Source organism: Subdoligranulum sp. DSM 23681, assembly GCF_057005535.1.
In genome coordinates this window covers 757634-782985 of record NZ_CM168050.1, presented here as the reverse complement: position 1 = coordinate 782985, position 25352 = coordinate 757634, and the positions used below count along the sequence as shown (strand labels likewise).

Annotated in this window: 18 protein-coding genes; all 18 read left to right on the top strand. The window is 63.2% G+C overall.

Annotation, left to right across the window (positions count from 1 at the left end):
* The first annotated feature begins 24 nt into the window (after positions 1-24).
* The gene (locus AC127K_RS03745) at positions 25-1125 is read left to right on the top strand and encodes a GntR family transcriptional regulator (RefSeq protein ID WP_294538446.1); all 1101 of its coding nucleotides are present in this window, start codon (positions 25-27) and stop codon (positions 1123-1125) included.
* A gap of 7 nt (positions 1126-1132) precedes the next feature.
* Positions 1133-2410, top strand: a complete 1278-nt coding sequence (locus tag AC127K_RS03740; RefSeq protein ID WP_483721632.1) for a glycoside hydrolase family 125 protein — start codon at positions 1133-1135, stop codon at positions 2408-2410.
* Positions 2411-2545: 135 nt separating this feature from the next.
* A complete protein-coding gene (locus tag AC127K_RS03735) occupies positions 2546-3277 on the top strand; it encodes a YoaK family protein (RefSeq protein WP_483721631.1) in 732 nt (243 codons plus the stop codon).
* A gap of 172 nt (positions 3278-3449) precedes the next feature.
* Positions 3450-4421, top strand: a complete 972-nt coding sequence (locus tag AC127K_RS03730) for a substrate-binding domain-containing protein (RefSeq protein WP_483721630.1) — start codon at positions 3450-3452, stop codon at positions 4419-4421.
* Positions 4421-5746, top strand: coding sequence for a sensor histidine kinase (locus AC127K_RS03725; protein ID WP_483721629.1), 1326 nt, complete (start codon positions 4421-4423; stop codon positions 5744-5746). Before AC127K_RS03730 ends, AC127K_RS03725 begins: the two co-directional genes overlap by 1 nt.
* Complete coding sequence (locus AC127K_RS03720) at positions 5743-6411, top strand: response regulator transcription factor (protein ID WP_294538455.1); 669 nt, start codon at positions 5743-5745, stop codon at positions 6409-6411. The genes AC127K_RS03725 and AC127K_RS03720 overlap by 4 nt, the downstream gene beginning before the upstream one ends.
* The gene (locus tag AC127K_RS03715) at positions 6408-7718 is read left to right on the top strand and encodes an ABC transporter substrate-binding protein (RefSeq protein WP_483721628.1); all 1311 of its coding nucleotides are present in this window, start codon (positions 6408-6410) and stop codon (positions 7716-7718) included. Before AC127K_RS03720 ends, AC127K_RS03715 begins: the two co-directional genes overlap by 4 nt.
* Before the next feature lie 294 nt (positions 7719-8012).
* Positions 8013-8438, top strand: coding sequence for a PTS sugar transporter subunit IIA (locus AC127K_RS03710; RefSeq protein WP_294538459.1), 426 nt, complete (start codon positions 8013-8015; stop codon positions 8436-8438).
* 43 nt (positions 8439-8481) lie between these two features.
* A complete protein-coding gene (locus AC127K_RS03705) occupies positions 8482-8973 on the top strand; it encodes a PTS sugar transporter subunit IIB (protein ID WP_204648031.1) in 492 nt (163 codons plus the stop codon).
* Positions 8974-8996: 23 nt separating this feature from the next.
* On the top strand, positions 8997-9842 hold the full coding sequence (locus AC127K_RS03700) for a PTS mannose/fructose/sorbose/N-acetylgalactosamine transporter subunit IIC (protein WP_294538462.1): 846 nt from the start codon (positions 8997-8999) through the stop codon (positions 9840-9842).
* A gap of 2 nt (positions 9843-9844) precedes the next feature.
* Positions 9845-10672 carry a PTS system mannose/fructose/sorbose family transporter subunit IID gene (locus AC127K_RS03695; protein WP_366776578.1) on the top strand — a complete coding sequence of 276 codons (828 nt, stop codon included), beginning with the start codon at positions 9845-9847 and terminating at the stop codon, positions 10670-10672.
* 115 nt (positions 10673-10787) lie between these two features.
* A complete protein-coding gene (locus AC127K_RS03690) occupies positions 10788-11078 on the top strand; it encodes a hypothetical protein (RefSeq protein ID WP_483721626.1) in 291 nt (96 codons plus the stop codon).
* A gap of 6 nt (positions 11079-11084) precedes the next feature.
* On the top strand, positions 11085-11915 hold the full coding sequence (locus AC127K_RS03685; RefSeq protein ID WP_483721625.1) for a Cof-type HAD-IIB family hydrolase: 831 nt from the start codon (positions 11085-11087) through the stop codon (positions 11913-11915).
* A gap of 342 nt (positions 11916-12257) precedes the next feature.
* Positions 12258-13454 carry a LuxR C-terminal-related transcriptional regulator gene (locus AC127K_RS03680; protein WP_483721624.1) on the top strand — a complete coding sequence of 399 codons (1197 nt, stop codon included), beginning with the start codon at positions 12258-12260 and terminating at the stop codon, positions 13452-13454.
* 325 nt (positions 13455-13779) lie between these two features.
* A complete protein-coding gene (locus AC127K_RS03675) occupies positions 13780-15252 on the top strand; it encodes a helix-turn-helix transcriptional regulator (protein ID WP_483721623.1) in 1473 nt (490 codons plus the stop codon).
* A 103-nt stretch (positions 15253-15355) separates the two neighbouring features.
* A complete protein-coding gene (locus tag AC127K_RS03670) occupies positions 15356-16192 on the top strand; it encodes a hypothetical protein (protein WP_483721622.1) in 837 nt (278 codons plus the stop codon).
* Positions 16164-17990 (top strand): ATP-binding protein, encoded by a 1827-nt coding sequence (locus AC127K_RS03665; RefSeq protein ID WP_483721620.1) that lies wholly within the window; start codon positions 16164-16166, stop codon positions 17988-17990. The genes AC127K_RS03670 and AC127K_RS03665 overlap by 29 nt, the downstream gene beginning before the upstream one ends.
* Positions 17987-25324, top strand: a complete 7338-nt coding sequence (locus AC127K_RS03660; protein ID WP_483721619.1) for an FN3 associated domain-containing protein — start codon at positions 17987-17989, stop codon at positions 25322-25324. Before AC127K_RS03665 ends, AC127K_RS03660 begins: the two co-directional genes overlap by 4 nt.
* Positions 25325-25352: the final 28 nt, after the last annotated feature.

The following is a 25352-nucleotide window of genomic DNA, read 5'->3' as shown; positions in this document are numbered from 1 at the left end:
AAATCCGACAGGGGGCGTATCTGTATGAAACAGGTTCCGCTATATGAACAGATTCACGACACGATTTTGACCCAGATTGATACCGGGGTGTATCCTCCCGGGGAAAAACTGCCCTCTGAAAAGGAACTGGAAGGAATCTACCATGTCAGCCGGATCACAGCCAAAAAGGCCATGAATTTGCTGGCGGAAAGCGGGCGCATTGTGCGCATGCCGGGAAAGGGCTCCTTTGTGGCCGCCCATACGGCGGCCCTGCCGGGGGCTTCGGCGGGGCCATGCCCGCTCATCGGTCTGATCCTGGACGGCTTCAGCCCCAGCTTTGCCTACCATATCCTGCACAGCATTCAGTCGGTGTGCGAGGAGGAAGGCTACAGCCTGGTGCTGCGCTGTTCCGGTGGCAGCCTGGAACGGGAGACCAAAGCCATCGAAGACCTGGTGGCCCTGGGTGTCCGCGGTCTGATCATCATGTGCGTACATAATGAAAACTACAACGAGCGCATCCTGCAGCTGGTCATTGACAAATTCCCGGTGGTGACCATCGACCGGCAGCTCAAGGGGCTTTCCGTCCCCTTTGTGGGCACCGACAACGTCAGCGCCGCCCGGGAACTGACCCGCGGGCTGCTGGAACAGGGGTTCCGCCGCATCGCCTTTGTGCGGCCCGAAGCCCACGAGACCATCACCCTGCTGGACCGCCAGACCGGCTTTCAGCTGGCGTTCAACGATTACGGCCTCATTGCCGACGAATCTCTCTGGATCACCAATCTCCGCTCCACCCTGCCGGAAAGCACCGGCGAGGAATACGGCAAACAGGATATTGCCATTGTGGAGGAATACCTGCGCAGCCATCCCGAAACGGAGGCCTTCATGGCCAGTGAATACAATCTGGCGCGGATCCTGAAATACTGCCTGGAAAAGGCGGGGCGCTACCGCGAGGATATGATCGCCTGTTTCGACGGGCCGGAAGTGTTCCTGGGCGAAGCGGAATTCACCCATGTGGCGCAGGGAGAACGGGAAATCGGCCGTGCCAGCATGGAACTTCTGCTCAAAACCATCCGGGGGCAGGACCGTCCCATGGCTGTGCTGGCTCCCTATCGCATTATCCGACGAAACGAACGAAACTGGGGGTAACACGGGCATGAAAATACCCGAAATCCTGCAACAAAAAGCCATGGAACTGGAACAATACTATCTCAGCCGGCTGCCGGAAGCGGCACCGCTGGTCCGCCGGTGCTTCCTGAACACCATCGAGACCACCGTCAAGCACACCGGGGATGATTATTTCGTCATCACCGGGGATATCCCGGCCATGTGGCTGCGGGATTCCACCTCCCAGATCTCCCATTATGTGCGGTATGCGGGGCAGGACCCGGACCTGCGGCAGATCGTGGAGGGGGTCCTGCGCCGTCAGGCCCGCATGGTGCTGGTGGATGCCTATGCCAACGCCTTCAATGAAACGCCCAACGGCCACTGTTTTGCCCGGGACCGCACCGAGCACCATCCCCAGGTGTGGGAGCGCAAATACGAGGTGGATTCCCTGTGTGCACCGCTGTATCTGCTGCACCTGTACTGGAAGACCACCGGCTGCACCGGAATTTTTGATGGGGACATCCGCCGCATGATCCTGCGTATCCGGGAAGTCTTTGCCTGCGAACAGCATCACGAAAATTCCGCCTATTCCTTTGAGCGCACCGGCTGTGTGGAGACCGACACGCTGCCCTGTGCCGGCCGGGGCAATCCGGTGGCGTACACCGGCATGACCTGGTCGGGGTTCCGGCCTTCGGATGACCGCTGCGTGTACGGGTATCTGATCCCCGCCCAGCTCATGGCCGTCAAAGCCCTGGAATTCGGGGCGGAGATGCTGCGGGCGGTGTACGGGGACGAGTCCTCCGCTTCCCGCTGCGCAGACCTCGCCGGTCAGATCGAAGCCGGTGTGCGCCGGTACGGCCTGGTGGATCACCCCCGGTTCGGGCGCATGTATGCCTATGAGACGGACGGCCTGGGCCATTCTCTGCTCATGGACGACGCCAACTGTCCCAGCCTTCTCTCCCTGCCCTATCTGGGCTGCACCACACCGGAGGACGAGGTGTACCGCAACACCCGCGCCTTTATCCTTTCGGAGGAAAATCCCTGTTATTTCCGGGGCCAGGTCCTGCGGGGCGTGGGCAGTCCGCACACCCCCCGGGATCATGTGTGGCCCATCGGCATCACCATGCAGGCGCTGACCAGCCGGGACCCGGCGGAGATCCGTTCCTGCCTGGAACTGCTGCTGGCCAGCCACGCCGGCACCGGCTACATGCACGAGTCGGTGCATGTGGACGATCCCGCCCGCTATACCCGTTCCTGGTTTGCCTGGGCCAACAGCCTCTTTGCCGAACTGCTGATCCGCATCCGGGAGAGCGGAATGCTGGATTGAACATCCTGCCAGAAAACCAGGCCGGTGACGCTGCCGTCACCGGCTTTTGTTCTGTCCCCGTGCGCCCCTTGGCAGAACGGGAAAACGTGCTATAATGGAAATCACCTGACATGTGTTGTGGAAAAGAGGCTTCCTGTGGCAAAAAAGAACGATATGCAAAAACATTTTCTGACCTGTGAAAAAAACTGGGTCTACTTCACCCTGATCTGTGTGGCGGGGTTCTGGGGGGCTTATACCTATCTGCTGCGCGGGGGCATCTTCTGCAACGCCCAGACCGGCAACGTGGTGCTCATGGGTCTGGCCCTGGGTTCGGCCCAGTGGGGCAAGGCCCTGTATTACCTGGTGCCCATCTCGGCGTATATCCTGGGAGCCTTCGTCTCCGAACTGCTGCCCAATCCTCTCAAACACCGGCTGAAGGTCCGGTGGGACACCATCCTCATCTTCATTGAGATGCTGGCGGTGCTGGCGTTGGGGTTTGTGCCCGATTCCGCCCCGGTGCAGATCTCCCAGGTGGTCATCAACTTCATCGCCTCCATGCAGTACAATACCTTCCGGCAGGCGGAAGGGGTGGCGGTGGCCACCACCTTTGTCACCAACCACATCCGGCAGGTGGGGGTGGGGCTGGCCACCGAGCTGCGTCACCGGCATAACCCGGACAAGTCCCACCGCCGCAAATGGGGCCGCCATGCAGGGATGCTCTTCTTCTTCATCACGGGCGCCGTGGTGGGCACCGTCTGCGGCAACCTGCTGGGCGGGCGGTCCATCTGGGTCACGCTGCTGCCCCTGTGCTTCATCTTTGTCACCCTCCTCCATGCGGACCTGACCACCGAGCGGGCCCTGGTGGAACAGAAACCTTCCGGCCACTGACGGCCGCAGCAATAGGCAGGGAGCTTCTCCCTGCCTTTTTTTCATGGGTTCGGTTGTTTCCGGGCCGGTCCGGCAAAGGCTGCCCTTGCGCATCTCCCGTCCGGCGTACTATAATAAAACATAGCAAGGTGCAGTCGGGCGGAGCCCGGAACTGCAGACAAGGGGACGGCAGATGAAAGTGGAGAAGATGCTTCCGGCCATCGGCGGGCTGCTGGTGGTGGGGATGCTGGCCGCGATCCTGATACCGCTGCTGTGGCTGCCGGGGGACCACTCCGCCGACCAGATCGAAAGTCAGCGGCTGATCGGTGCGACCTACATGACCATGAACAATCCCTTTTACCAGGAACTGGATGTGCGGCTGCAGGCGGCGGTGGAAGCCCGGGGCGACCGTCTCCTGACCCGGGACGGGGTCATGGACCAGGACCGCCAGAACCAGGAGATCGCCGACCTGCTGGACATGGGGGTGTCGGCCATCCTTCTCAACCCGGTGGACTGGGAAAAGGTAAGCGACGGGCTGCAGATGGCGGCACAGGCCGGGGTGCCGGTCATCGTCATCGACGCCCCGGTGAAGGATGACAGCCTGGTGGCTTCCACCATCCTTTCGGACAATTACCAGGCGGGGGTGCAGTGCGCCGAGCATCTGCTTAGCGTGCGGGATTCCGCCAACATTCTGCTGCTGGAACACATTACCGCCCGCTCCGGCGCCGACCGCATCCGGGGATTCCTGGACACCATTGCCGGACACGAAGGCTTTGCGGTGGTGGGAGCCGGCTCCTCCGACGGCCAGATCGAAAACGCCATGCCGGTGATGGAGCAGCTGCTGGCCGAACATCCGGAGGCGGACGTGGTCATGGCCCTGAACGACCCCAGTGCCCTGGGCGCCCTGGCCGCCATTGAAGGCGCCGGTCTCAGCGACAGGTTCCTGGTGTACGGGGTGGACGGTTCCCCGGAAGGCAAGGTCCTGGTGGCCGACGGCCTGATGACCGCCACCAGCGCCCAGATGCTGGGCAAAATGGCTGAGACCGCCGTGGAACAGGCCTATCTGGCCCTGGACGGCGGCACGCCGGAAAAGGAGATCGTGCTGCCGGTCACCCTGCTCACCCGGGACAATGTGGCTGATTACGGAACAGGCGGGTGGCAGTGATGAAGCAGGATAAGACATTGCGCACCCTGCGCGGGCTGATGCTGGCCATCAATCTGGTGCTGGTGGTGTATTACTCCCTCATCCGCGGCCTGACCCCCCTGCGGGTGGCAGCCGGGTTTGAAGCCCGGGACTTTCTGGCGCAGGCCGCCATGGTCCCGGCCCCGCCCTGGCAGATGGCCGTGCTTTCCCTGGGGGTGTTCATCCCCCTGGCGGTGCTCATGCTGGGCAAGGACCATCTGCCTGCGGACCGTCCGGCTCTGCGTGCCTCGGTGTTTGCCGCCGAGATCCTGCTGGCGGCGGCGGAGGTCATCACCCTGGACTTCTATTACCGGGCGTTGTTCCTCATGGTGCTGGCGGACCTGGTCTCCACCGTGCAGGAACGCTATGGCCGGGTGTGCATCATCGCGGTGCTCACCCTGCTGTATGCCCTGTCGGATTATGACATCGCCTCGGCGGTCTTTCCCAGCATCCCCATGCGGCAGTACCTTTCGTACTACACCGACGGATACCACAGCTGGTTCAGCGGGGTGGAAAGCCTGCTCACCTCCCTGCATGTGCTGCTCTTTGTGGTCTTTCTGGTACTGCTTTTCCTGGGCCAGAAGGCGGAAAACACCCGGGTACAGCAGCTGAACGCCCAGTTGCAGGAAAGCTACCGTCAGCTGCAGGAATACGCCGACAAGACCGCACATATGGCCGAACTGCGGGAGCGCAACCGGCTGGCCCGGGAGATCCACGACACCCTGGGCCATACCCTGACCGGGATCATCATGACCACCGACGCCAGCCTGGTGCTCATGGATGCGGCGCCCGACCAGGCCAAACAGCAGCTGCAGCTGGCAAACCGGACCGCCCGGGAGGGGCTCAACGACGTGCGCCGCTCCATCAATGCCCTGCGGCCGGATGCCCTGGAACACAGCGACTTTGCCGAGGCGCTGGAAAATACCATCGAAAAGTTCTGCCTGACCACCTCGGCCCGGGTCACCTATGTGCAGAATGCGGGAGAACTGGATTTTGCCCCCGATGAGGAGGAGGCCATCTACCGTGTCATTCAGGAAAGCCTGACCAACGGGGTGCGCCACGGGCAGGCCCGCAACATTGAAGTGCGGCTGGACCGGGAAGGGGATCAGCTGACCATCACGGTCCGGGACGACGGCATCGGCATGCCGGCGGGCAAAAAGGAAGGCTTCGGACTGCGGCATATGCGGGAGCGGCTGGAGCTGCTGCACGGAAGTCTGCGGTACGGCAATCGTCCGGCGGAGCAGGGCGGCGGTTTTGAACTGACCGCCCGCCTGCAGCCGCGGCAGAAAGGGGAGGAAAACATATGATCCGTGTGGTGATCGCGGACGATCAGGAACTGTTCTGCCAGAGCCTGAAGATCGTCCTCAACGTCAACCCCGATATGGAAGTGGTGGACACGGTGGGGGACGGCGGCGCTGCGGTGGAAAGCGTGGCCAGACACCGCCCCGACGTGGTGCTCATGGACATCCGCATGCCGGTGATGGACGGGGTGGAAGCCACCCGCACCATCAAGGAAAAATACCCCGCCACCAAGGTCATCGTGCTCACCACCTTTGCGGATGATGAGTATGTGTTCGGGGCCCTGAAGAACGGTGCCAGCGGCTATCTGCTCAAGGGTGCCGGGATCACCGAACTGGCCGAGGCCATCCGGGTGGCCCACAGCGGCGGCGCCATGGTCAACCCCAATATCGCCAGCAAGATGATCCAGCTGTTTTCCAGCATGGCCCACGGCGAAGGGGGCATCCCCGTGGAGGACCAGCGGGCTGCCAGCCTGACCAAAGGGGAGATCCCGGTGGTGCAGTCGGTGGGGCGCGGCCTTTCCAACAAGGAGATCGCCGCCGAACTTTGCCTGTCGGAAGGCACGGTGCGCAATATCATCAGCACCGTGCTGGGCAAGCTGGGGCTGCGTGACCGCACCCAGCTGGCCATCTGGGCGGTGGAGACCGGCCTGCGGCGCCGGGACATCCCGTGAAGCGGCGCACGGCGGTCCTGCTGGGGGCCGCGGCGGTGGCGGCGGCAGTCGGGATAACAGCTGTACTCTGCCGCCCCCGGCAAGACACGGTGCTGCACCTGGGTGTCTTTTCGGGCAGCTACTGGGGCACCCCCAACGGCAGCAGCTATCAGGTGCTGGATGATGCCATCTCCCGGTTTGAGTCCAGCCACCCGGGGGTCCGGGTGGAGTATGAGAGCGGGATCCCCACCGATGAATACAGTGAGTGGCTGTCCGGCAAACTGCTGGCCGGGGAAGAGCCGGATCTCTTTTTTGTGCTGCCGGAAGACTTTGGCCTGCTGGCTGAGACCGGGGCCCTGGCCCCGCTGGACTGGCTGATCGACGGCCAGAACGGGCTGGACCGCAGCATCTACTATGACGCCTGCCTGCAGGCGGGACTGTATGAGGGCAGCCAGCTGGCCCTGCCTTATGAGAGCGCGGCCATGGTCATGTTCGTCAACCGGACGCTGCTGGAAGAATACGGCATCCCCATGCCGGAAAATGACTGGACCTGGGATGATCTGTACACCATCTGCCGGACCATCGCCACCGCCCAGCCGGACAGTACCCAGCGGGATTACGGCATCTACGGCTATACCTGGCAGAATGCGCTGTACGCCAACGGCAGCACCCTCTTTTCGGAGGATGGCAGGCAGTGTTACCTGTCCGACAGCCGGGTGACGGCAGCCATCCAGTTTGTCCAGGGGCTGAACGCCCTGGACGCCGGCTACACCGTCACCGCTCAGGACTTCGACACCGGCCATGTGGCCTTCCGCCCCTTCCTGTTCAGTGAGTATCGGGCCTACCAGCCCTATCCCTGGCGGGTCAAGAAATATTCCAGCTTTGTGTGGGACTGCCTGCGTATGCCCGCCGGCCCGGAGGGCGGCAACACCAGTGAGCTGCATACGGTGCAGGTGGGCATCAGTGCCCGCAGTTCCCACACCGAGCTTGCCTGGGAACTGCTGTGCAGCCTGTGTGCCGATGAAGTCACCCAGGGGCAGCTCTTCCTGCAGTCCCAGGGGATCTCGCCCCTGCGGGACGTGACCGAGAACACCGCCCTGCTGAACCGCATTTTTGCCGAGACCCAGGGCACCAGCACCTTCAACAGCGCCGCCATCGGCGAGATCATGCGCACCGCCGCCACGGTGCCCCAGTTTGCCGCCCGGGAACAGGCCGCTGCCATGGCGGAGACCGCGGTCTCCGGGGCCTTGGCGGACAATGCCTCCCTGACCACCTCTCTGGCGGCCGCCCAGCGGGAGATCGACCTCTACCTGCAGAATACGGGCTGAACCCATCCCGAAAACTGAAGACAAACCGCACCCCGGTTTCTTTTGTGAGTACCGCAAAAGGAACCGGGGCTTTCTTTTTCTGCCCGGGAACGGTCCTGGGGTGTGCATTCTGCACAAAAAGCAAAAGCGGAATACGGTCAATCCGGCACTTTCACGGAAAAAATCGGAAAAAGCGTGACATTTGTCACGCCCAAGTCGTGACAAACTTCAGATGTGATCACGGCCCGGATTTTCTACAATAAAGACAACAAAAGAAAGCCGCCGCAAGGCAAAAAAATAAAGGAGAGATGAGTAATGCGGTATCTTTTGCTGGTGGCCCACGGCGAGTTCGCACCGGGCCTGCACACGGCGCTCAACATGCTGGAAGGGGAGCGCGACGATGTGCTGGACATTCCCTTCCACGACGGCATGACCCAGGATGACTTCAAGGCGGAGATCCGGCAGGTCATTGCCCCCGTCACCGCCGACGATGAGGTGCTGGTCCTGGCCGACCTCATGGGCGGTTCCCCCCTCACCGGCCTGATGGAGCAGCTGGATGCCAAGGTGGGTCTGGACAAAGTCCGGGCCATCGGCGGCATGAACCTGCCCATGGCCATCTCGGCCTGCGAAGCCGAGGACATGGGTCTGGACGAAGCGGTCACCGCCATCCAGGCCGAAGCCGCCGAACAGATCCGCCCCTTTGCCGCCGCGGTGGATTCCGACGCGGACGACGACATCTGAGCCCCTTACACCCGTATACAAGCAAGAAGGAGGAAATCCCGTTATGATCAGCTTCATTCGTATCGACGACCGTATGATCCATGGCCAGACCTGCACCCGCTGGGCGCTGGAATACCCCTGCACCGGTCTGGTAGCCGTCAACGACGCCGCCGCCAACAACTCCATCCTGTCCGCCGCCTACAAGAACGCCTGCGACAAGAAGACCTTCGTCTGGACCCTGGATGCCTGGCAGAAGAAGAAGGACAAGGTGGTCGCCAGCAAGGACCAGTACTTCCTCATCACCAAGAACCCGGTGGATATGGCCAAGGTCCTGCTGGACCAGCCCTTTGACCCCGGCATCCACACCATCATCGTCGGCCCCTGCAACGACCGTCCCGGGGCCATCAAGCTGGGCAACAACCAGAGTGTCACCCCGGAGGAGGCCGCTGCCTTTGAAAAGCTCATGGCCGCCGGCTACGACATCGAGTTTGCTCTCATCAAGGAAGCAGCCATTGGCAACTGGAAGAAGTTCCGCGGCCAGTTCGGCTACAAATAATCATTTCTTGAGGAGGAATTTCCATGACGATCAATGTATTTCAGGCGGCATTGTTGGGCCTGTGCGCCTGCCTGTCGTCCATGCCGGGCATGGGCGGCACGACCTTCGGTAACTATACCCTGGGCCGTCCGCTGGTAGCCGGCCTGGTCGTTGGCCTGATCCTGGGCAACGTGCCCATGGGCATTTTCCTGGGTGCTGCGGTGCAGCTGGTCTACATCGCGCTGGTCACCCCCGGCGGCACGGTCTCTGCGGACGTGCGCGCCATCTCCTACATCGGCATCCCTCTGGCCATGCTGTATGTCAGCGCTGCAGGGCTTGACCCCGCCACCTCCGCCGCCCAGGATATGGCCGTGACCCTGGCCTCCACCGTGGGCACCCTGGGCACCGTGCTGTTCTACGGCACCGCCACCGTCAACCTGGTGTGGCAGCACATCGGCTGGCGCAATGTGGAAAAGGGCAACCTGAAGAGCCTGTACCTGGTGGATATGGTCTTCCCCTGGATCTCCCACATCCTGTGCTCCTTCATCCCCACCTTCATCATCTGCTACTTCGGCTCCAACATGGTCCAGCTGATCCAGAGCTACCTGCCCATGGACGGCATCATCATGAAGACCCTGTTCACTGTCGGCTCTCTGTTGCCGGCCGTCGGTGTTGCGATCCTGCTCAAGCAGGTCGTCACCAGCCCGAAGGACTTCCTGACCTTCTTCTTTGGCTTTACCCTGTGCGGCTGCATGGGCCTGAACCTGATCGGCTGCGCCATCGTGGCCGGCTTCTTCGCCCTGATCAAGTACCAGATCAGTTGCGCTGCCCTGCGTCCGGCGGCCGTCGGCACCGCCTCCGGGGACGATGATGACGAGGAGGATATCTGACCATGAAAAAGCTTTCCAAAAAGGCATTGAACAAGTCGTTCCTGAACTGGTTCTATGGCCATCTGACCTGCTTCTCTCAGGAACATATGCAGACCTTCGGTTACATGCTGGCCATGCTGCCCATCCTGCAGGATCTGTATGAGACCAACGAAGAACAGACCGAAAAGATGCAGACCTACACCGCCTTCTTCAACACCGAACCCCAGGTCGGCTCGGTCGTCGTCGGCATCACCGCCGGCATGGAAGAAGCCCGCGCCAACGGCGAGCCGGTGGACGGCGAGACCATCAACGGCATCCGCGCCGGTCTGATGGGCCCCCTGGCCGGCATCGGCGACTCCCTGGTGGTCGGCACCGTCATCCCCATCCTGCTGGGCATCGCCCTGAGCCTGTCCGGCGGCGGTTCTCCCCTGGGCGCCATCTTCTACATCCTGGTGTGGAACATCGGCATGTTCCTCATCATGCGCCTGCTCTACTTCAAGGGCTATGAAATGGGCGGCAAGGCCGTGGAGTTCCTGGTGGGCGACAAGGCCAACGCCATCCGCGAAGCCATCGTCATGATCGGCACCATGGTCATCGGCGGCGTCACCGCCAGCTGGGTCTCCATCAGCACCGCTTTCAAGATGGTGGGCAGCAACGGCGAGACCATCGTCGATCTGCAGAGCACCCTGGATACCGTCTATCCCCACATCCTGTCCGCCCTGTTCGTGCTGCTGTGCTGGTGGCTGATGAGCAAGAAGAAGATGAGCCCCATCGTGGTCATGCTTCTGCTGGTCGTCATCGCGTTTGTCGGCGTTCTGGTCGGCTTCTTCGATCCGGGTCTGAGCTACTGATCCCGTATCCATTCTGAAACGGCATCCCGTCATCTCTCAAAAAGGGGCGGCCGGTCAGGAGGCATCCGGCCGGCCGCCCCGCTTTTGTGTGGATCACACCAAGGAGGTTTTTCCCATGCTCACAACCAAACAGGCACTGGACGAAGCGCGCCGCCAGGAAAAAGCCCTGCGCACCATCAGTGGCTGGCGCACCATTCTGTTTGTGTTTACCGCCTGCTTCGTGGCACTGGCCGCCTGGGGGTTCACCGCCGGGGTGATCGCCGCGGGCATTGCGGGGGTCGTTCTGGGGCTGGCCTTCATGGTGCTGACCATGGTGGTACACCTGAGCATCGTCCGCGGCCAGAAAAATGTGGAGGCTATTCTGGCATCCCTGGAACCGGGTTCCAAGGCGCCTTCCGAGGGGTGAGTTTTTATGCCGCATTATTCCATTGTTTTTCTGGATGTGGACGGGACCCTGCTGGACAGCAGCCATCGCGTCTCGGAACCCACCCGGGACCTGCTGCGCCGTCTGAACCGCAAAAAGGTGCCGGTGGTGCTGGCCAGTGCCCGCCCGCCCAAAGGGCTGGAACCCATCTACCGGCAGCTGGGCTTTCAGGGACCGGCCATCTGCTGTGCCGGCGCGCTGGCGGTCATGCCCGACCAGCATATCCTGTATGACCGGGGCATCCCCGCCGCCACCGCCGCCCGCTTTGAGCAGGCGGTGCTGGACGGCTGGCCGCAGGTCGCCCTCAGCGCCTATCTGTACGACGCCTGGCTGACCCCGGATCCCAATCATCCGGCCATCCGCAACGAGGCCTCCATCACCGGCTGCGAGGCGCTGGCCGCTTCCTTGGGCAGTGGTGCCGAACGCCTGGGCAGCGTGCACAAACTGCTGTGCATCGGTCCGGAACAGGCGATCACCGACCTGCAGCGCCGCCTGGGACCCCAGTTCCCGGAACTGACGGTGCTGCGGTCCAACCCCACCTATCTGGAAGTGGTGGCCTCCGGTGTGTGCAAGGAGCATACCGCCGCTGCGGTGCTGGAACATTACGGGCTCAGCGCCAGTCAGGCCGTGGCCTGCGGAGACGGCGAGGTGGACGCCGGCATGCTGCGTCTGGCCGGCCTGGGGGTCGCCATGGGCAATGCGGTGCCCGGTGTGCAGGCCGCCGCCGATTTCGTCACGTCCTCCAATGACCAGGACGGGGTGTATGTGGCCTTGAGCCGCCTGCATTTCTCCCGCCCGGAGGAACAGGACCGCCGGTAAAGAAAGAGCAAAGAAAACAGCCTCCGGAAATACGGTTCCGGAGGCTGTTTTTTGTTGGTAAGCGAAAAAGCAATGTGGTCCGGGCGGGAAATTGATTTTGCACCCAGGTGCCGGATTGTCGCGGCTTGCCCAAAAAGGGCGAAAAGGTGTACAATATAACTATACGCAGCTCCGAACAGAAAGAGCGGCCCCCGGACAAAAGGGCTTCTGTGGGGCCGGAAAAGCGGAATTTTCGGGTACTGCGGGAGGAAAAAAGCGGTGCGGACCGCACACATTCCGGGGGGAAAAAGTGTGCGGAGCCGCGAACCTGGAACATGTGAAAATGTAACGGAGGGAGACAGCATGGAATACATCACAGTGCGGCAGGCTGCAGAGCGATGGGAAATCTCGGAAAGGCTGGTGCAGAAATACTGTGCACAAGGGCGCATTGCGGGTGCCCGCAAGTTCGGCGTTTCCTGGGAGATACCGGCCGATGCGCAGAAACCGGGGGACCCCCGCCGGGAAAAGGCAGCGCAGCCCAAAGCGGCAGCGGCGGGGGTGGGGAATGAATCCGGCCTGATGCCGCTGATGAACACCCCCTTTGCGCCCGGACACTGCCTGGAATTCGTGCAGTCCCTTCCGGTGGGACCGCGCCGGGATATCGCCATGGCGGAATACCATTATTTCAGCGGTCAGGCGGAGCAGGCGGTCCAGGATACGGAACTGTACCTGATGGACCGGGACGCGGAGATCCGCCTTTCCGCCTGCCTGATTTATGCCTATGCCAACCTTTCCCTGGGCCAGATCCAGCGGGCCTCCTACACCCTGGCGGAACTCAAGCGCACCCTGTCCCAGGCATCGGAGGTATCCCCCCAGCTGCAGGCGGCCATGGCCTTTGTGGGCACCGCGGCCATGGTGCTGCTGCACCTGCCGCTGCCGGAATCCACCCCCGCTCCGGAAACCTTTCTTCCGCTTCTGCCGCCGGGGCTTCGTGCCTTTGCGATGTACGTACAGGCGCACTATCTGTACCTGCAGGGGGCGTATGCCAAGAGCCTGGGGGTGGTGGAGGCCACGCTGGCCATGCAGCCCAAAGTATGTCCCATTCCGGCCATCTATCTGCATCTGGTGGCGGTCATGGACTGCATGAGCCTGCGCAGCTCCGAACAGGCGGAAACCCACCTGCTGGCGGCCTGGGACCTGGCTCGACCGGATAACCTGATCGAAGGGTTCGGCGAGCACCACGGCCTGCTGGGCGGCATGCTGGAAGCCGTTATCAAGAAAGACTGGCCGGAGGATTTCAAGCGCATCATCAACATCACCTATCGCTTCTCGGCGGGGTGGCGCCGCATCCACAACCCGGTCACCGGACATGATGTGGCGGACAACCTGACCACCACCGAATTCGCCGTGGCCATGCTGGCGGCCCGGGGCTGGACCAACCAGGAGATCGGGGAGCACATGAACATCTCCCCCAACACGGTCAAACACTATATTTCTCTGGTGCTGCAAAAGCTCAACGTCAGCCAGCGCCAGGATCTCAAGCAGTATATGCTGCAGTAAGCAACGCATTTTCTGCGCTTTGCAGGAAGGATTCTTCTGTATATTTCCGTGCCGCGGGGTACCCGGAACAGGGTGCCCCGCGGTATTTTTTATGCATTTTCAGTAGAAGGTCCTGCGGCGGCCAACCCGCCGTATACGGCCCGTTTTACCCCCCTGAATGGGTGATGGCAAAGATTTTCTTTTGTGATATATTGGAAAAAACAGTCGGTTTTTCGACCAGGACGGGTCCTGGCCGGAGGCGGCACAGACAGCCGTGGTATGGCTGCCGCGCAAAAGTACGGCGGACGCAGTCAGGAGGTCGGAGATGGAAAAGAGCGGAATGTTTATGGATCAATTGGAAGAATATGCAAAACAGGAAGAATGGACCGAAGCCGCCGCTCTTCTGGAATGCACCGACGTACAGCGACTGCCCTGGCCGGAACGCAAGCGCGCCGCCCAGGTCCTGGGGACCCTGCCGGAAGAGCTGTATCTGCGCATGCCGCTTCTGAGTGTGCGCCGGATCCAGCTGGGGGCCGGCCGCGGTGACCGTGAAGAGGTGCGCCGCGGTTTTTCCGTTCTCACATCCCTGCGGGAGCGCAGCCGGGAGAACACCCCCGAGCGCCGGAAGCTGGACAACCTTCTCAGTGCGGCATCCCTTCTCAAACGGGGGATCGATAACGCCCAGCTGCTGCTGACCCTCTCTGTTCTGTACAACGAACTGCACGGCCAGACCCCCCAGGTGGTGCTCAGCGCCACCGCCGGACGTCCCAGCGTGCTCAGCGGCGCCAAGGACCTGTCCCAGTGGGGGCGCAACTGGCGGGCGGTCAGCAGCATCGTGCGGCCCATGCTGGGGGCGCTTCTGCCCCATGGCGGGGAAGGCGCCGCGGCGGCGGCCTGCGCCGAACTGCTGTACCTGAAAAATGACATCAACAACGCGGCCCTGCAGGTGTCGGCCGCCAAATCCTCCCCGGACCCGGAGATCCGGTTTGCCGGTCTGGCCGTGACCATCCAGCTCCATCGCCTGGACCCGGCCGCCAAACAGCCGGAAGAACTGGCGGGCCGCATGGCGGACTCCCTGCGGGAAGCCGGTGCGGACTGGCTGCTGCCCAACGCCGAGGCCCTGATCACCCGCCTGGATATCGGCCGGGGACGTCTGGACCAGGTGGAACAGTGGCTGGACCGGTATGACGGAGTGGAACTGGACCGCTGCTGTCCGGACAATGCCTATGTGGTGCACACCAAAGCCCAGGCCTATCTGGCGCTGGGACGCTTCCGGGAAGCGGCCATGCTTACCGAGGACCTTCTGCATATGATCGAAGGCGACTGCCGCCCCATTGACCGCATTGAGTATCTGCTGGACGGGGCTCTGGCCTGCGAACGGATGGGGGATGGGACCGCGGCTGCCGGCAAGGTGCGCAGTGCCCTGGACCTGGCCCAGCCTTACGGGTATGTGCGCCTGTTTGCCGACCGCGGCGCCGCCATGCTGGCCCTGCTGGACCGCTGTGCCCGGGAAGACCCTCTGCCCGAAGAGCAGCTGCCTTTCTGGCGCAAATGTGTGGAAGCCGCGCGGCAGATGTCGCTTCTGCATCCGGCGCTGTACCAGCCCGTCACCAAGGAGGCGGACCCGCCGGAGCTCACCCGCACGGAAGTGCAGGTCATGCACCTGCTGGCCCAGGGCAAGACCAACCGGGAAATATGCGATACCCTCAGCGTCAAGCTGCCCACGGCCAAGTTCCATATCCACAACCTGTGCGAAAAACTGGGAGCAGCCAACCGGACGGCGGCTGTTGCTGAGGCCAAAAAACAAGGGCTTTTGTAGAAAAAAATTATAAAAATCGCCGAAACCTATACTTTTGGACAGTTAACGGGTTTCGGCGATTTTTGTAAAATAAAGCAAACAGCGGAAAAGGAGGGATGGGGCCGTGGCTGTGCAGAAGGCGACTTCCGCCCGGGAAGATGCCCGGGAAACCGCTGCGCGGCTGAGCGCGCCGCAGCATCTCACCACCACCCGGTTCGAGGAGCACAAGAGGATCGAAGGCTACGAGCAGGACCGGGCGGTTCCGGAGTTTTACGGCTGTGACCGGCTGTGGAAGATGGACACCCTGTACGGCCGCATCCAGATGGGATACCACCCGGGCCGGGGACAGAGCTTTCTGTTTGCCAACATCAAGACCTCCATCTTCGATACGGCGGCCTCGGAATACCAGCACCGCATGAAGGAGACCCAGCAGATGCGGGCGCTGAAAAGCGGCACCCAGAATATGGCGTACAGTTCCCGCCGCTGGCGCAACAGCACCGTGCTGCTGTACAAGGCGGAAAACAAGCCCTGGTCCGAACAGTCCATCGCCCCGTATCTCAAGCGGATCAACCTGGAGACCCTGCGCAAGACCATGCCCTTCCTGGAACGCAGCGAAGCCAGGGACCGGGAGGAAGGACGGCAGGAAAAGAAACGCCTGGAGCAGCAGATCCGCCGCAAACTCCGGGAAGGGGACGGGGCGGCGGTGGCGGCCCTGCGCCTGCAGGAGCGGGAACTTTCCCGCCGGCAGGACACGCTGGGGGCGCTGCTGGCCCGCAAACAGACCCAGAGCCAGCTGTTTTTCCGCAAGATCAACATTGCCTTTGACCTGCAGAAGGCCAAAATGTTCGAATATTACCGCCGCGTGCGGGACCGCCGTGCCCAGCGTGCGGCCGAAGCGCGTGCCATGACGGGTACCGAGGAGACAAACCCCAATGCCAACACCGACCGCCGTGACAACTGAACAGTACATGGAGGCTGTATGCGCCGCCGGACGTGCCGCGCAGCGCGGCAGCGCTTCCGCGGAGCTGCGCGCTCTGGCCGAACTGGAACAGGGCGCGCAGTGCTTTTTGCCGGCGGCCCACCTGCGGGATGCCTGGGGCCTTACCCGGGCGGAGACCCTGCTTCTCTATGTCTGCATTGCCTGTCTGGCCGAAGGCAAGCCTCTGCCCGGTCGGGCCCAGGCCGCCTCGCTGCTGGCCGGTTTCGGTCAGGATTTCTGGCAGGGAACGGCAGGTTTGTTTGTCCCCGGCGCCGATGGCGGCTGTCTGCACCCGGCGGCGGTGGATTTTCTTTTGCAGCGCACGCCCCGGCCGGGGCCGGGGGCCCGTCTGGTCCTGGGAACGCCGGACACCCTCTACCATTCCCAGGAGGTTCTGGAACGGATGGAGCGGTTTGTGCAGGCCCTGACCCGCACCCAACAGCCGGCGGATACCGCAGCCGTGGTGCTGTGCGGTCCCGACGGCAGCGGCCGGCGGTTCCTGCTGGAACAGCTGGCGGTCCGCCAGGGATTTTCCCTGCTGCTTCTGGAAACGCCGGACGCGTTGTCCGCCGCCGATCTGGAAGTATACAGCCGCATTTACAACGCGCTTCCCTGTGCCGTCAACGCCCGGAGCGCATGGCCGGAACTGGCCGGATTGTCCCTGGCGCTGTACACCGCCCCCGAGCAGGGGCTGGAAGGGCCGGCACCGGCCCGGACGGTCCTGTGCTGCACGGTGCAGCCCATGACCCCGGCGGACAGTGTGCGGGCGGTGGAAGACCGCTGCGGAAAGGACGCGGCGGCCGTGTGGGCCCAGGCTGCCCGGGTCTGCCGCCCCGCAGTGGGCCGGCTGCTGGCTGCCTGCGGGCGGGCCGAAGCCCGGGCCCTGTGCGGCGAGAAGAAGGAATCCGCCTTCCTGCAGGCGCTGCGGGAGGAAAACGGTGCCGCCCTGCGCACCGGTGCCCAGAAGCTGGCCACCGGCTACCGCTTTGCCGACCTGGTGGTCTCGGCGCCGGCGGAACGCCAGCTGCGGGAGATCTGCACCTTCGCCCGGGTCCGGGGCACCGTGTACGGCGACTGGGGCTTCGGACACAAATCCGGGGCCGGCCGGGGGATCACCGCTCTGTTTTACGGCGCTTCCGGCACCGGCAAGACCATGGCCGCCGGCGTGGTGGCCAATGAGCTGGGCCTGGAACTGTACCGGGTGGACCTGTCCCAACTGATCAGCAAATACATCGGGGAAACCCAGAAAAATATCGGCCGCATCTTCGATGGGGCCAGCCGGGGCGACTGTGTGCTCTTCTTTGACGAGGCAGATGCCCTGTTTGCCCGCCGGTCGGACGCCTCCGACGCCCAGGACCGGTATTCCAACGCCGAGATCGCCTATCTTCTGCAGCGGACCGAACAGTATGACGGCATCATCCTGCTGGCCACCAACCTGCTGCAGAATTTTGATGAAGCCTTCCGCCGCCGCATCGGGTTCATGGTGCATTTCACCCTGCCCGATGAATCCCAGCGCCTGCGTCTGTGGCAGGCGGCCTTCCCGCCCCGGACGCCGGTGGAAGGCCTGGACCGGGAACTGCTGGCGGCACAGCTGGAACTGTCCGGCGCCGGCATCCGGTCCTGCGCGGTGTATGCGGCCTGTCTGGCCGCGGCAGCACAGGCACCGGTGACCATGGACCTGGTGGTCCGGGCGGCCCGCCGGGAATACGAAAAAGAGGGAAAAGCCTTCCCGCCCAGACTGGACGCAATCTATCCGCAGGAAAGGAGTATGCAGGGATGAAAAAGATCTGGCAACGAATGCTGAGCCTGCTGCTGGCGCTGTTCATGCTGCCGGTGCTGGTCCCGGCGGAACTGGCGGCGGTGCTTCCGCTGACCACCGCCTACGCGGCAGACCCTGTGACCATTTCCTCCGAGGCGGAGTGGAAGGCATTTGCCAGGAGCGGCCCCGAGACCGGGACCGTGGTGCTGGGGGCGGACATCACCCTGACAGGTGAGATCCCTTCCAAGGCAAATTTCAGCGGCACGCTGGACGGGCAGGGCCACACCATCACCCTGGCCAACGGCAGCGTGTTCCGCCCCACTGCGTCGAATCAGGCCCAGATCGGGCTGTTTGGCACACTGAACAGCGGCGGCAAGGTGGAGAACCTGATCATCCGGGTGGACGGTATGGTAAACGGCACCTCCCTGACTTCGATGAAGATCAGTGCGGGCAACGAAACCGACAAGGCGGCCATTCACATCGGTGTGCTGGCGGGCCTGACCAATGAAAATTCCGAGATCCGGCGAGTGGCCGTGATGGCTGGACCCACAGGCGGCACCTTCCGGGCCGTCGTCAACCGGTGGCAGACCCAGGATGCCAATGTGGGCGGCCTGTGCGGCGGCTCCAACGGGGGCATCGTGGACCAGTGCTATGTGGGAATCAACGTGCAGGGCTGGCGCATGGTGGACTCCGGCAATGAGGCCAAGCTGCGCACCGCCGGCCTGATCGGCTATACGAACAACAACTCCATCACCAACTGCATGGTCACCTCCTGCGAGATCAGAAACTATCATTCCAACCCCGACTGGCAGGAAAACAGCATAGGGCAGGCAGCCGCCCTGGTGGGGGAGATCACCAGCAACACCATGATCGACAACTGTGTCATGGATGGGATGACGGTCTATTCCCATGACATTGCCGAAACCACCGCACCGGAAAACACCCCGGTGGACGGATTTCAACTCAACAGCAACAACCGGGGAACCACCGGTCTGGCCTATGCCCGGTCGGGCAGCAGCGTCTTTGTTACCAGATGCTTTGCGTACAACGGCACGACCATGAAGAACGGCGGCCTTTTCACGCCCGACCATACGACCACCGGACAGAACGCCCTGAGTGAGGCGGAGCAGACGCTGGTGGGAGACGGCACCACCTGGCTGATCGAAAGCAACGGCCGCCTGGGCCTTTCCTGGATGTACCAGGTCCCCCAGATCACCATGGAGCACGATGACAACAACCGGGATGTCAAGGTCACCGTCTCCCAGAAAGAACCGATCACCGTCCGTTCCGGGCAGACCACCTGGGAATACACCCTGCAGGCCAGCCTGCAGGGGAAAAATGCCACCCCCGCCGCACCCACGGCGGAGAAGGGGTATGTTCCTTCGGTGGCGTCGGTGGATATCCGGGAAAGCCGCACCACCGGCAATGACATCGAACCCGGCAGCCAGACCTATTACAGCGGCGGCAGCTATCAGTTCTATGCCAAGGTGACGGGCACCAACCTCACCGCCGAAAATACCCCCGTCAGCTGGGAACTGGTGAATGTGCCCATGAACGGGGGTACCCCGGCAGCCAGCATCGACGCTGCCGGCAAACTGACCGTGGCCGAGGGGTATTTCGGGGACCTGACCCTGAAAGCCACTGCCAGCGGCAAGAGCGATACCAGCACCATCACCATCCGTCCGGCCAACCTCACCATCCTGACGCCTGCGTCCGTATCTTCGGTACAGCAGGGCGGTTCGGTGGATTTCGGCGTCCGGATCCAGCGGTATTTCACCGGCAGCGGCACCGATGCCATCGAATGGACGGTATCCGCTACCGGCGGCAGCGTGAAGGACGGAACCAAAATCGACGATAACGGCGTCCTGACCGTAGACCCCGCCGAACCGGCCGGCACCACCCTGACAATCTCTGCCACCCTGAGCGTGCAGGGGGTGAAGCCGGGAGAGGAAACGCTGGTTCCCACGGCGCAGACCACCATTCAGGTGGCGGCCTTCGCCACCCCCGAATCCGCCAAGCGGGATGTCACCCCCACCGCGGCGGGAGAAAAGGTGCAGGCATCACTGGTCCCCGGCCAGCAGCTGGAACTGACCCTGAAACAGTCCCGGGAACCCGCCGCGCCGGAGGGCTGCACGGGAAAACCCACCATCCAGACCACCTATACCTGTGCCGAAACCAACATCCTGACCGACAGCGGTTCGCCCAGCGGCAAGAAGATCTATACGGCGGCACAGGCGGGCGCGGCAACGGTCAGGGTCGCGCAGGACTTCACCTTCAGCAAGACGGAGGGCGGCGGCACCGAGACCGTTACCTGGACCTCGGAGGTGGCCGTTACCGTGAACGACCTGCCGGTGCCTTCTGCAGCGGATGAACAGGTCACCATGCAGTCGGTGGCCGGCACCCGGAACACCGCCCAGCTGGACACCACCTCCTCGGCGGCGTACCGGCTGGAGTTCCCCGCCGGGGACGCCAACCGGCAGTATCAGCTGACCATCACCGCCGACAGTGCCGAACCGGCGCCCTCCGGCGGATGGCAGAGCCTGGGGGCGGATGCCTCCACCGTCACCCTCAACGCCCAGCAGGTCAAGGCCTTGCAGGAAGGCAAACTCTGCCTGTGGATGCGGCAGACCGGTGCCGGGGACCTGGCGGCCAGCAGTGTGGCCGGCTACAACGTGACCGAAGCCAGCGGCAGCCTGTATCTGGCAGCGCTGGACGACTATCCCGCGGATGGCGGCCTGGAACCCAAGAGCAATATCGTTGTGACCGGCCAGTGGACCGTGGACAACGGCCAGGTGGAAGGCCAGCCCACCTCCGTCCTGAAGCTTCTGGCGCAGGCGGACCCCAGCCTGGTGGAATATACCAGTCTGGATACCGGGGAAGTGTCCGTCACCGTCCGGCAGGCAAGCGGCACTTACCAGAACAAGGGCACGGACCTGATCGTGGAGACCACCCAGTCCGTGGCGGTGGGGGATGCGGTACTCAAGCCCACCATCCAGCCCAACGCCAACGGGCAGCTCACCGGCAACTACTTCACCATCGATGTGCCCGACCAGGAAAACGTGGCGGTCTATTACCAGATCTACACCAACACCAGCACCGTGTCCCCGTCGGACTACCCCAGTGCCGACAACGGCGGCATCCTGTACACCAAAGGCACCCAGATCCCGTATCCCCAAGGCAACTACAAGATGGTCACGGTGGTGGCCATGGCATATCCCACCGACGATTCCGGCAAACTGCCCAGCAATGCGGACATCGTGACCTACACCCAAAGCAACCTGATCGCGCCCGATCCGCCGGAACTGCAGATCGGCAGCGACGGCAGTGCCTATGTGGGCAGCCATCTGTATGCGGAAGGGGAAGTGTTCCGGTTCGTCTATGACGCCACCTCGGCAGGCGATCAGGGCAAACCCTATGAATTGTACTACACCACCAACGGCAGCGACCCGGTGGCCGGCAGCGATTCCCGCCGGTATGACCCCGAAAACCCGCCCACCCTGCAGTTCAACCTGTCCAGCGAACTGGTCATCAAAGCGATCGTCTATGACCCCAGCTACGGGGTGCAGTCCAGCGTGGCCAGTTTTACGGTGCAGCGGCTGGGGGATGCGGGCAAACTGACCGCCTCGGTGTCCTCCGGTTCCCAGGTCCGCCCCGGACAGCAGGTGGCCCTGGAACTGTCCCAGGAGTTTGTGTCCAATCTGCCGGAGCTGGCCAACTTTGTGTCGGTCCAGTATGCCGAATACACCGCCGACTCTCCGGTGTTTGCCGCTTATGAGTCCTACACCGTGGCCGAAAATTCCGATACCCCCACCGAGGGGGTGCGCTACCTGGTGGTGGATTCCGGCACCAGCGTCAGCAGCAGCGAACTGCCCAACATCCGTTACCTGCTCAACGATGAGACCGGCGTGCTGTCGGATGTGGGCACCCAGTATCGCTATGCGGTCTGCCAGGTCTGGACCACCACCGACACCCAGGACCAGGTCACCCATCATATCCGCTACACCAATCCGGACCCCATCCTTCTGGAAGGCGCTTCCGGAGACAAGCTCACCCTGCGGGCGGCGGCGTTGGCCCCCAGCAGCGTCACCAGCTATCTGGACGGCGCGGAGACCACCTTCACCTACACCATCCGCGGCACGGTGGCCACCCCGCAGTCGGTGCCCCAGACCGACGCCCAGGGCAGCACCGCCGTGGATATCGGCGAGCGCATCGCCCTGATCGGTGCGGCCGATACCGAGATCTACTACACCACCGACGGCACCCAGCCCCAGGTGGTCTGGGTGGAAGCCGCCACCCCGGAAACCGCCTCGGGCGGACACTGGGAACCGGCCAGCGAAAGCACCATCCGGTATGCGGAAAACCTGCAGGTCCCCAACACCGATTCCAAACTGTTCATCCTCAACGCCATTGCGGTTTCGGTGAATGATTCGCTGGAAAACAGCCCGCTGGCCAGTTTTGTCTACACCGTCAATCCGCTGCCCCAGGCGGCTGCGCCCAGCGCCAACCCCACCACCGACGCCGGCAATCCCACCCGGCTGGCCAACGGGGAACGCATCAGCCTGACCACCAGCACCCTCAATACCGACATCTATTACACCACCGACGGCAGCGTGCCCAACTACGACGCCCGGGATGCCTGGGATGCCGCCTATGCCGCCGCTGCCCCGGAGGACAAGGGCCAGAATGCGGACGGCACCCGCTGGTACACGGACGGGGACGGCGTGCAGCAGACCGAACCTGCCACCCGTATCTATGACGTGCAGCAGGGGATCTCCATGAGCGCCACCGAGACCCAGCAGTTCTTCACGGTGACCGCCCTGGCCATTGACAGGGACCGTGTGGCGCCGTCGTCGTCGGTGTCCGAAGCCGTCAGCTACGTCTACCGTCTGGCACAGGTGGAGGCGCCTGCCTCCAGCCCTGAAACCACTTCCGCCCAGGTGGCGGTGGTGGAACCGGGCACCACCATTGTGCTGACCAGCGGTACGGTGGGGGCCAAAATCTATTACACCAAAGATACCACCATGCCGGATCTGTCCGACACGGACGCCGTGGACAAGGCTTACGCCGAATGGTACGCGGGCTGGAGCGCCGCAGCGGAATCCAGCCGCGGAACCGACGCCAAAGGCCTGCGCTGGTATACCGTGGGCAGCACCCGCTACAGTGAACCCTCCACCATTCCCTATGACGCGGCGGAAGGCATCACCATGCCCAAGACCATCACCACCTTCCTGACCCTGCGGGCGGTTGCCGTGGTGACGGACGGTTCCCGGGCCGCCAGTGATGTGGTGACCATCAGCTACCAGCCCCCGGCCCCGGTCCAGGCAGTCTATGCCAGCCCGGTGGACGGAAGCTCGGTGGAATACGGCACCGCCGTCACCCTGAGCTGTGCCACCGAGGACGCCCAGATCTTCTACAAGGTCTATACCTCCGCCCCCGCTGACGGGGATGTGCCGGTGGTCAACAAGGACCTGGGCTACACCGAACCCATCTCCATCACCCAGGAAGTCTGGATCCGGGCCGTGGCGGTGCGCAGCAATGTGGAAAGCATCGTCACCACCTATCACTACACGGTGGCGCCCACCGCGGACGCCCCCACACCCTCCCTGCCCAGCGGCAGCGTGGTGCCCAAGGGAACCCGGATGGAACTGTCCGGGGAGGGCACCGTGGTCTATACCCTGGACGGTTCCGACCCCAAGGCAGCCGACAGCGAAAAGCTGTACGGCAGCACCGTCAACCTGGACGGCAGCTACGGCACCACCCTGACGGTGCGGGCCTACATCCAGCGGGACGGGTATACCCCCAGCGATACGGTCTCCTTGGGCTACACCATCTGTGCGGAGGAGGATTACCTGAACATCTCGGTGGACAGCGGTTCGGTCATTGCCGACAACACCGCCGTCACCCTGAGCACCGCCATCACCAATGGCCGCATCTTCTACACCCTGGACGGCTCCACGCCCCAGGTCACCAATGTGTTTTCCGACGGCACCGGCAAAAACTACACCACCTATGAGTGGGCGGCCGGTTCCTCCTCCACCGTTGAGGGCAGCGGCTTCACCCTGTCCGGCACACCGGACGGCACCGTGACCGTGCGGGCCATCGTGGTGACCAACGGCGGAGACGGCGGTCAGGTCAAGACCTTCACCTACCGGTTCCAGCCCCAGGCTGCCGCACCCACCGCCAGCATCCCCACGGGGGCGGTGGTGTTTGACGGAGCGACCGTGACCCTCACCGCCAAGGAAGGCACCATCTACTACACCACCGACGGCAGCACCCCCAGCACCTCCTCCGCCATCTACAGCACGCCCATTGACGTGTCCGGGGCGGCGACCACCGTGCTGCGGGCCATGGCCGTGGTGGAAAACAAAGCGCCCAGCGCGGTGGCGGAATTCCGCTACACCCGTGCGGGCCAGGTGGCGGCCCCGGTGTTCAGCGTTCCTTCCGGGGAGATCGATACCGGCACCACCGTCACCATCACCAGTGCCACCCAGGACGCGGTCATCTACTATTCCACCGACGGCACCGAACCCACGGCGGACAATGTGAAGGAACTGACCATGTATGTGGCCCCCATCACCATCACCCGTGCGGTGACCATCAAGGCCATCGCCGTCAGTGACAAGCTGGATGAGAGCACGGTACAGTCGGCCACCTACACCGTCCGCAAGCCGGAGCCCCAGCCCACCGAGAATCCCGATTCCGAACCCGTACAGAATACCGTGACCGACCGCCTGACCAGCCGCCGCACCTACAACAGCGTGGACGACGGACCGTCCTACTCGGACGTGGTGCTGCGGGAAAGCGCCAGCAACACGGTCCTTTCGGCACAGACCGGCGTGGTCCCGGAAGGCGCATTGCTCAGCGTCAAGCAGGTGGAACCCACCCGCAGCGACCAGACCTCGGTCCGGAGCAGCCTGGGCCAGAATATCGCCCTGGTGTATGAAGCACAGCTGACCCTGGACGGGGATACGGTCCGGCCTTCAGGCGAGGTGGAACTGGGATTCGCCATACCTGCCGAATACCAGAACGGTGTGGTCACCGTCAGCCGCATCAACGATGACGGGACCCTGACCCAGTTCACGGCCCGCCGTTCGGGCGGTATGGCCTACATCAAGACCAGCGAGATGGGGCGTTTCGCCCTCAGCGTTCCCCAGACCGAAGGCGCGGTTTCGCCCATCGCCCGCATCCTGCTGTGGATCGGCGGGGTGGGGGCCGTGCTCCTGGGCCTGTTCCTGCTGCTGTGGTATCGCCGCCGCCGCAGGGAGGCCGAAGAACCGGAACCGGTTTCCTCCGACCCGGAATACCAGAACCTGGCGGAGTTTTTTGTGGGAACCGACCATACGTCCACCGAATAAGGGAACCACCCTTTCCATCCATTCACAC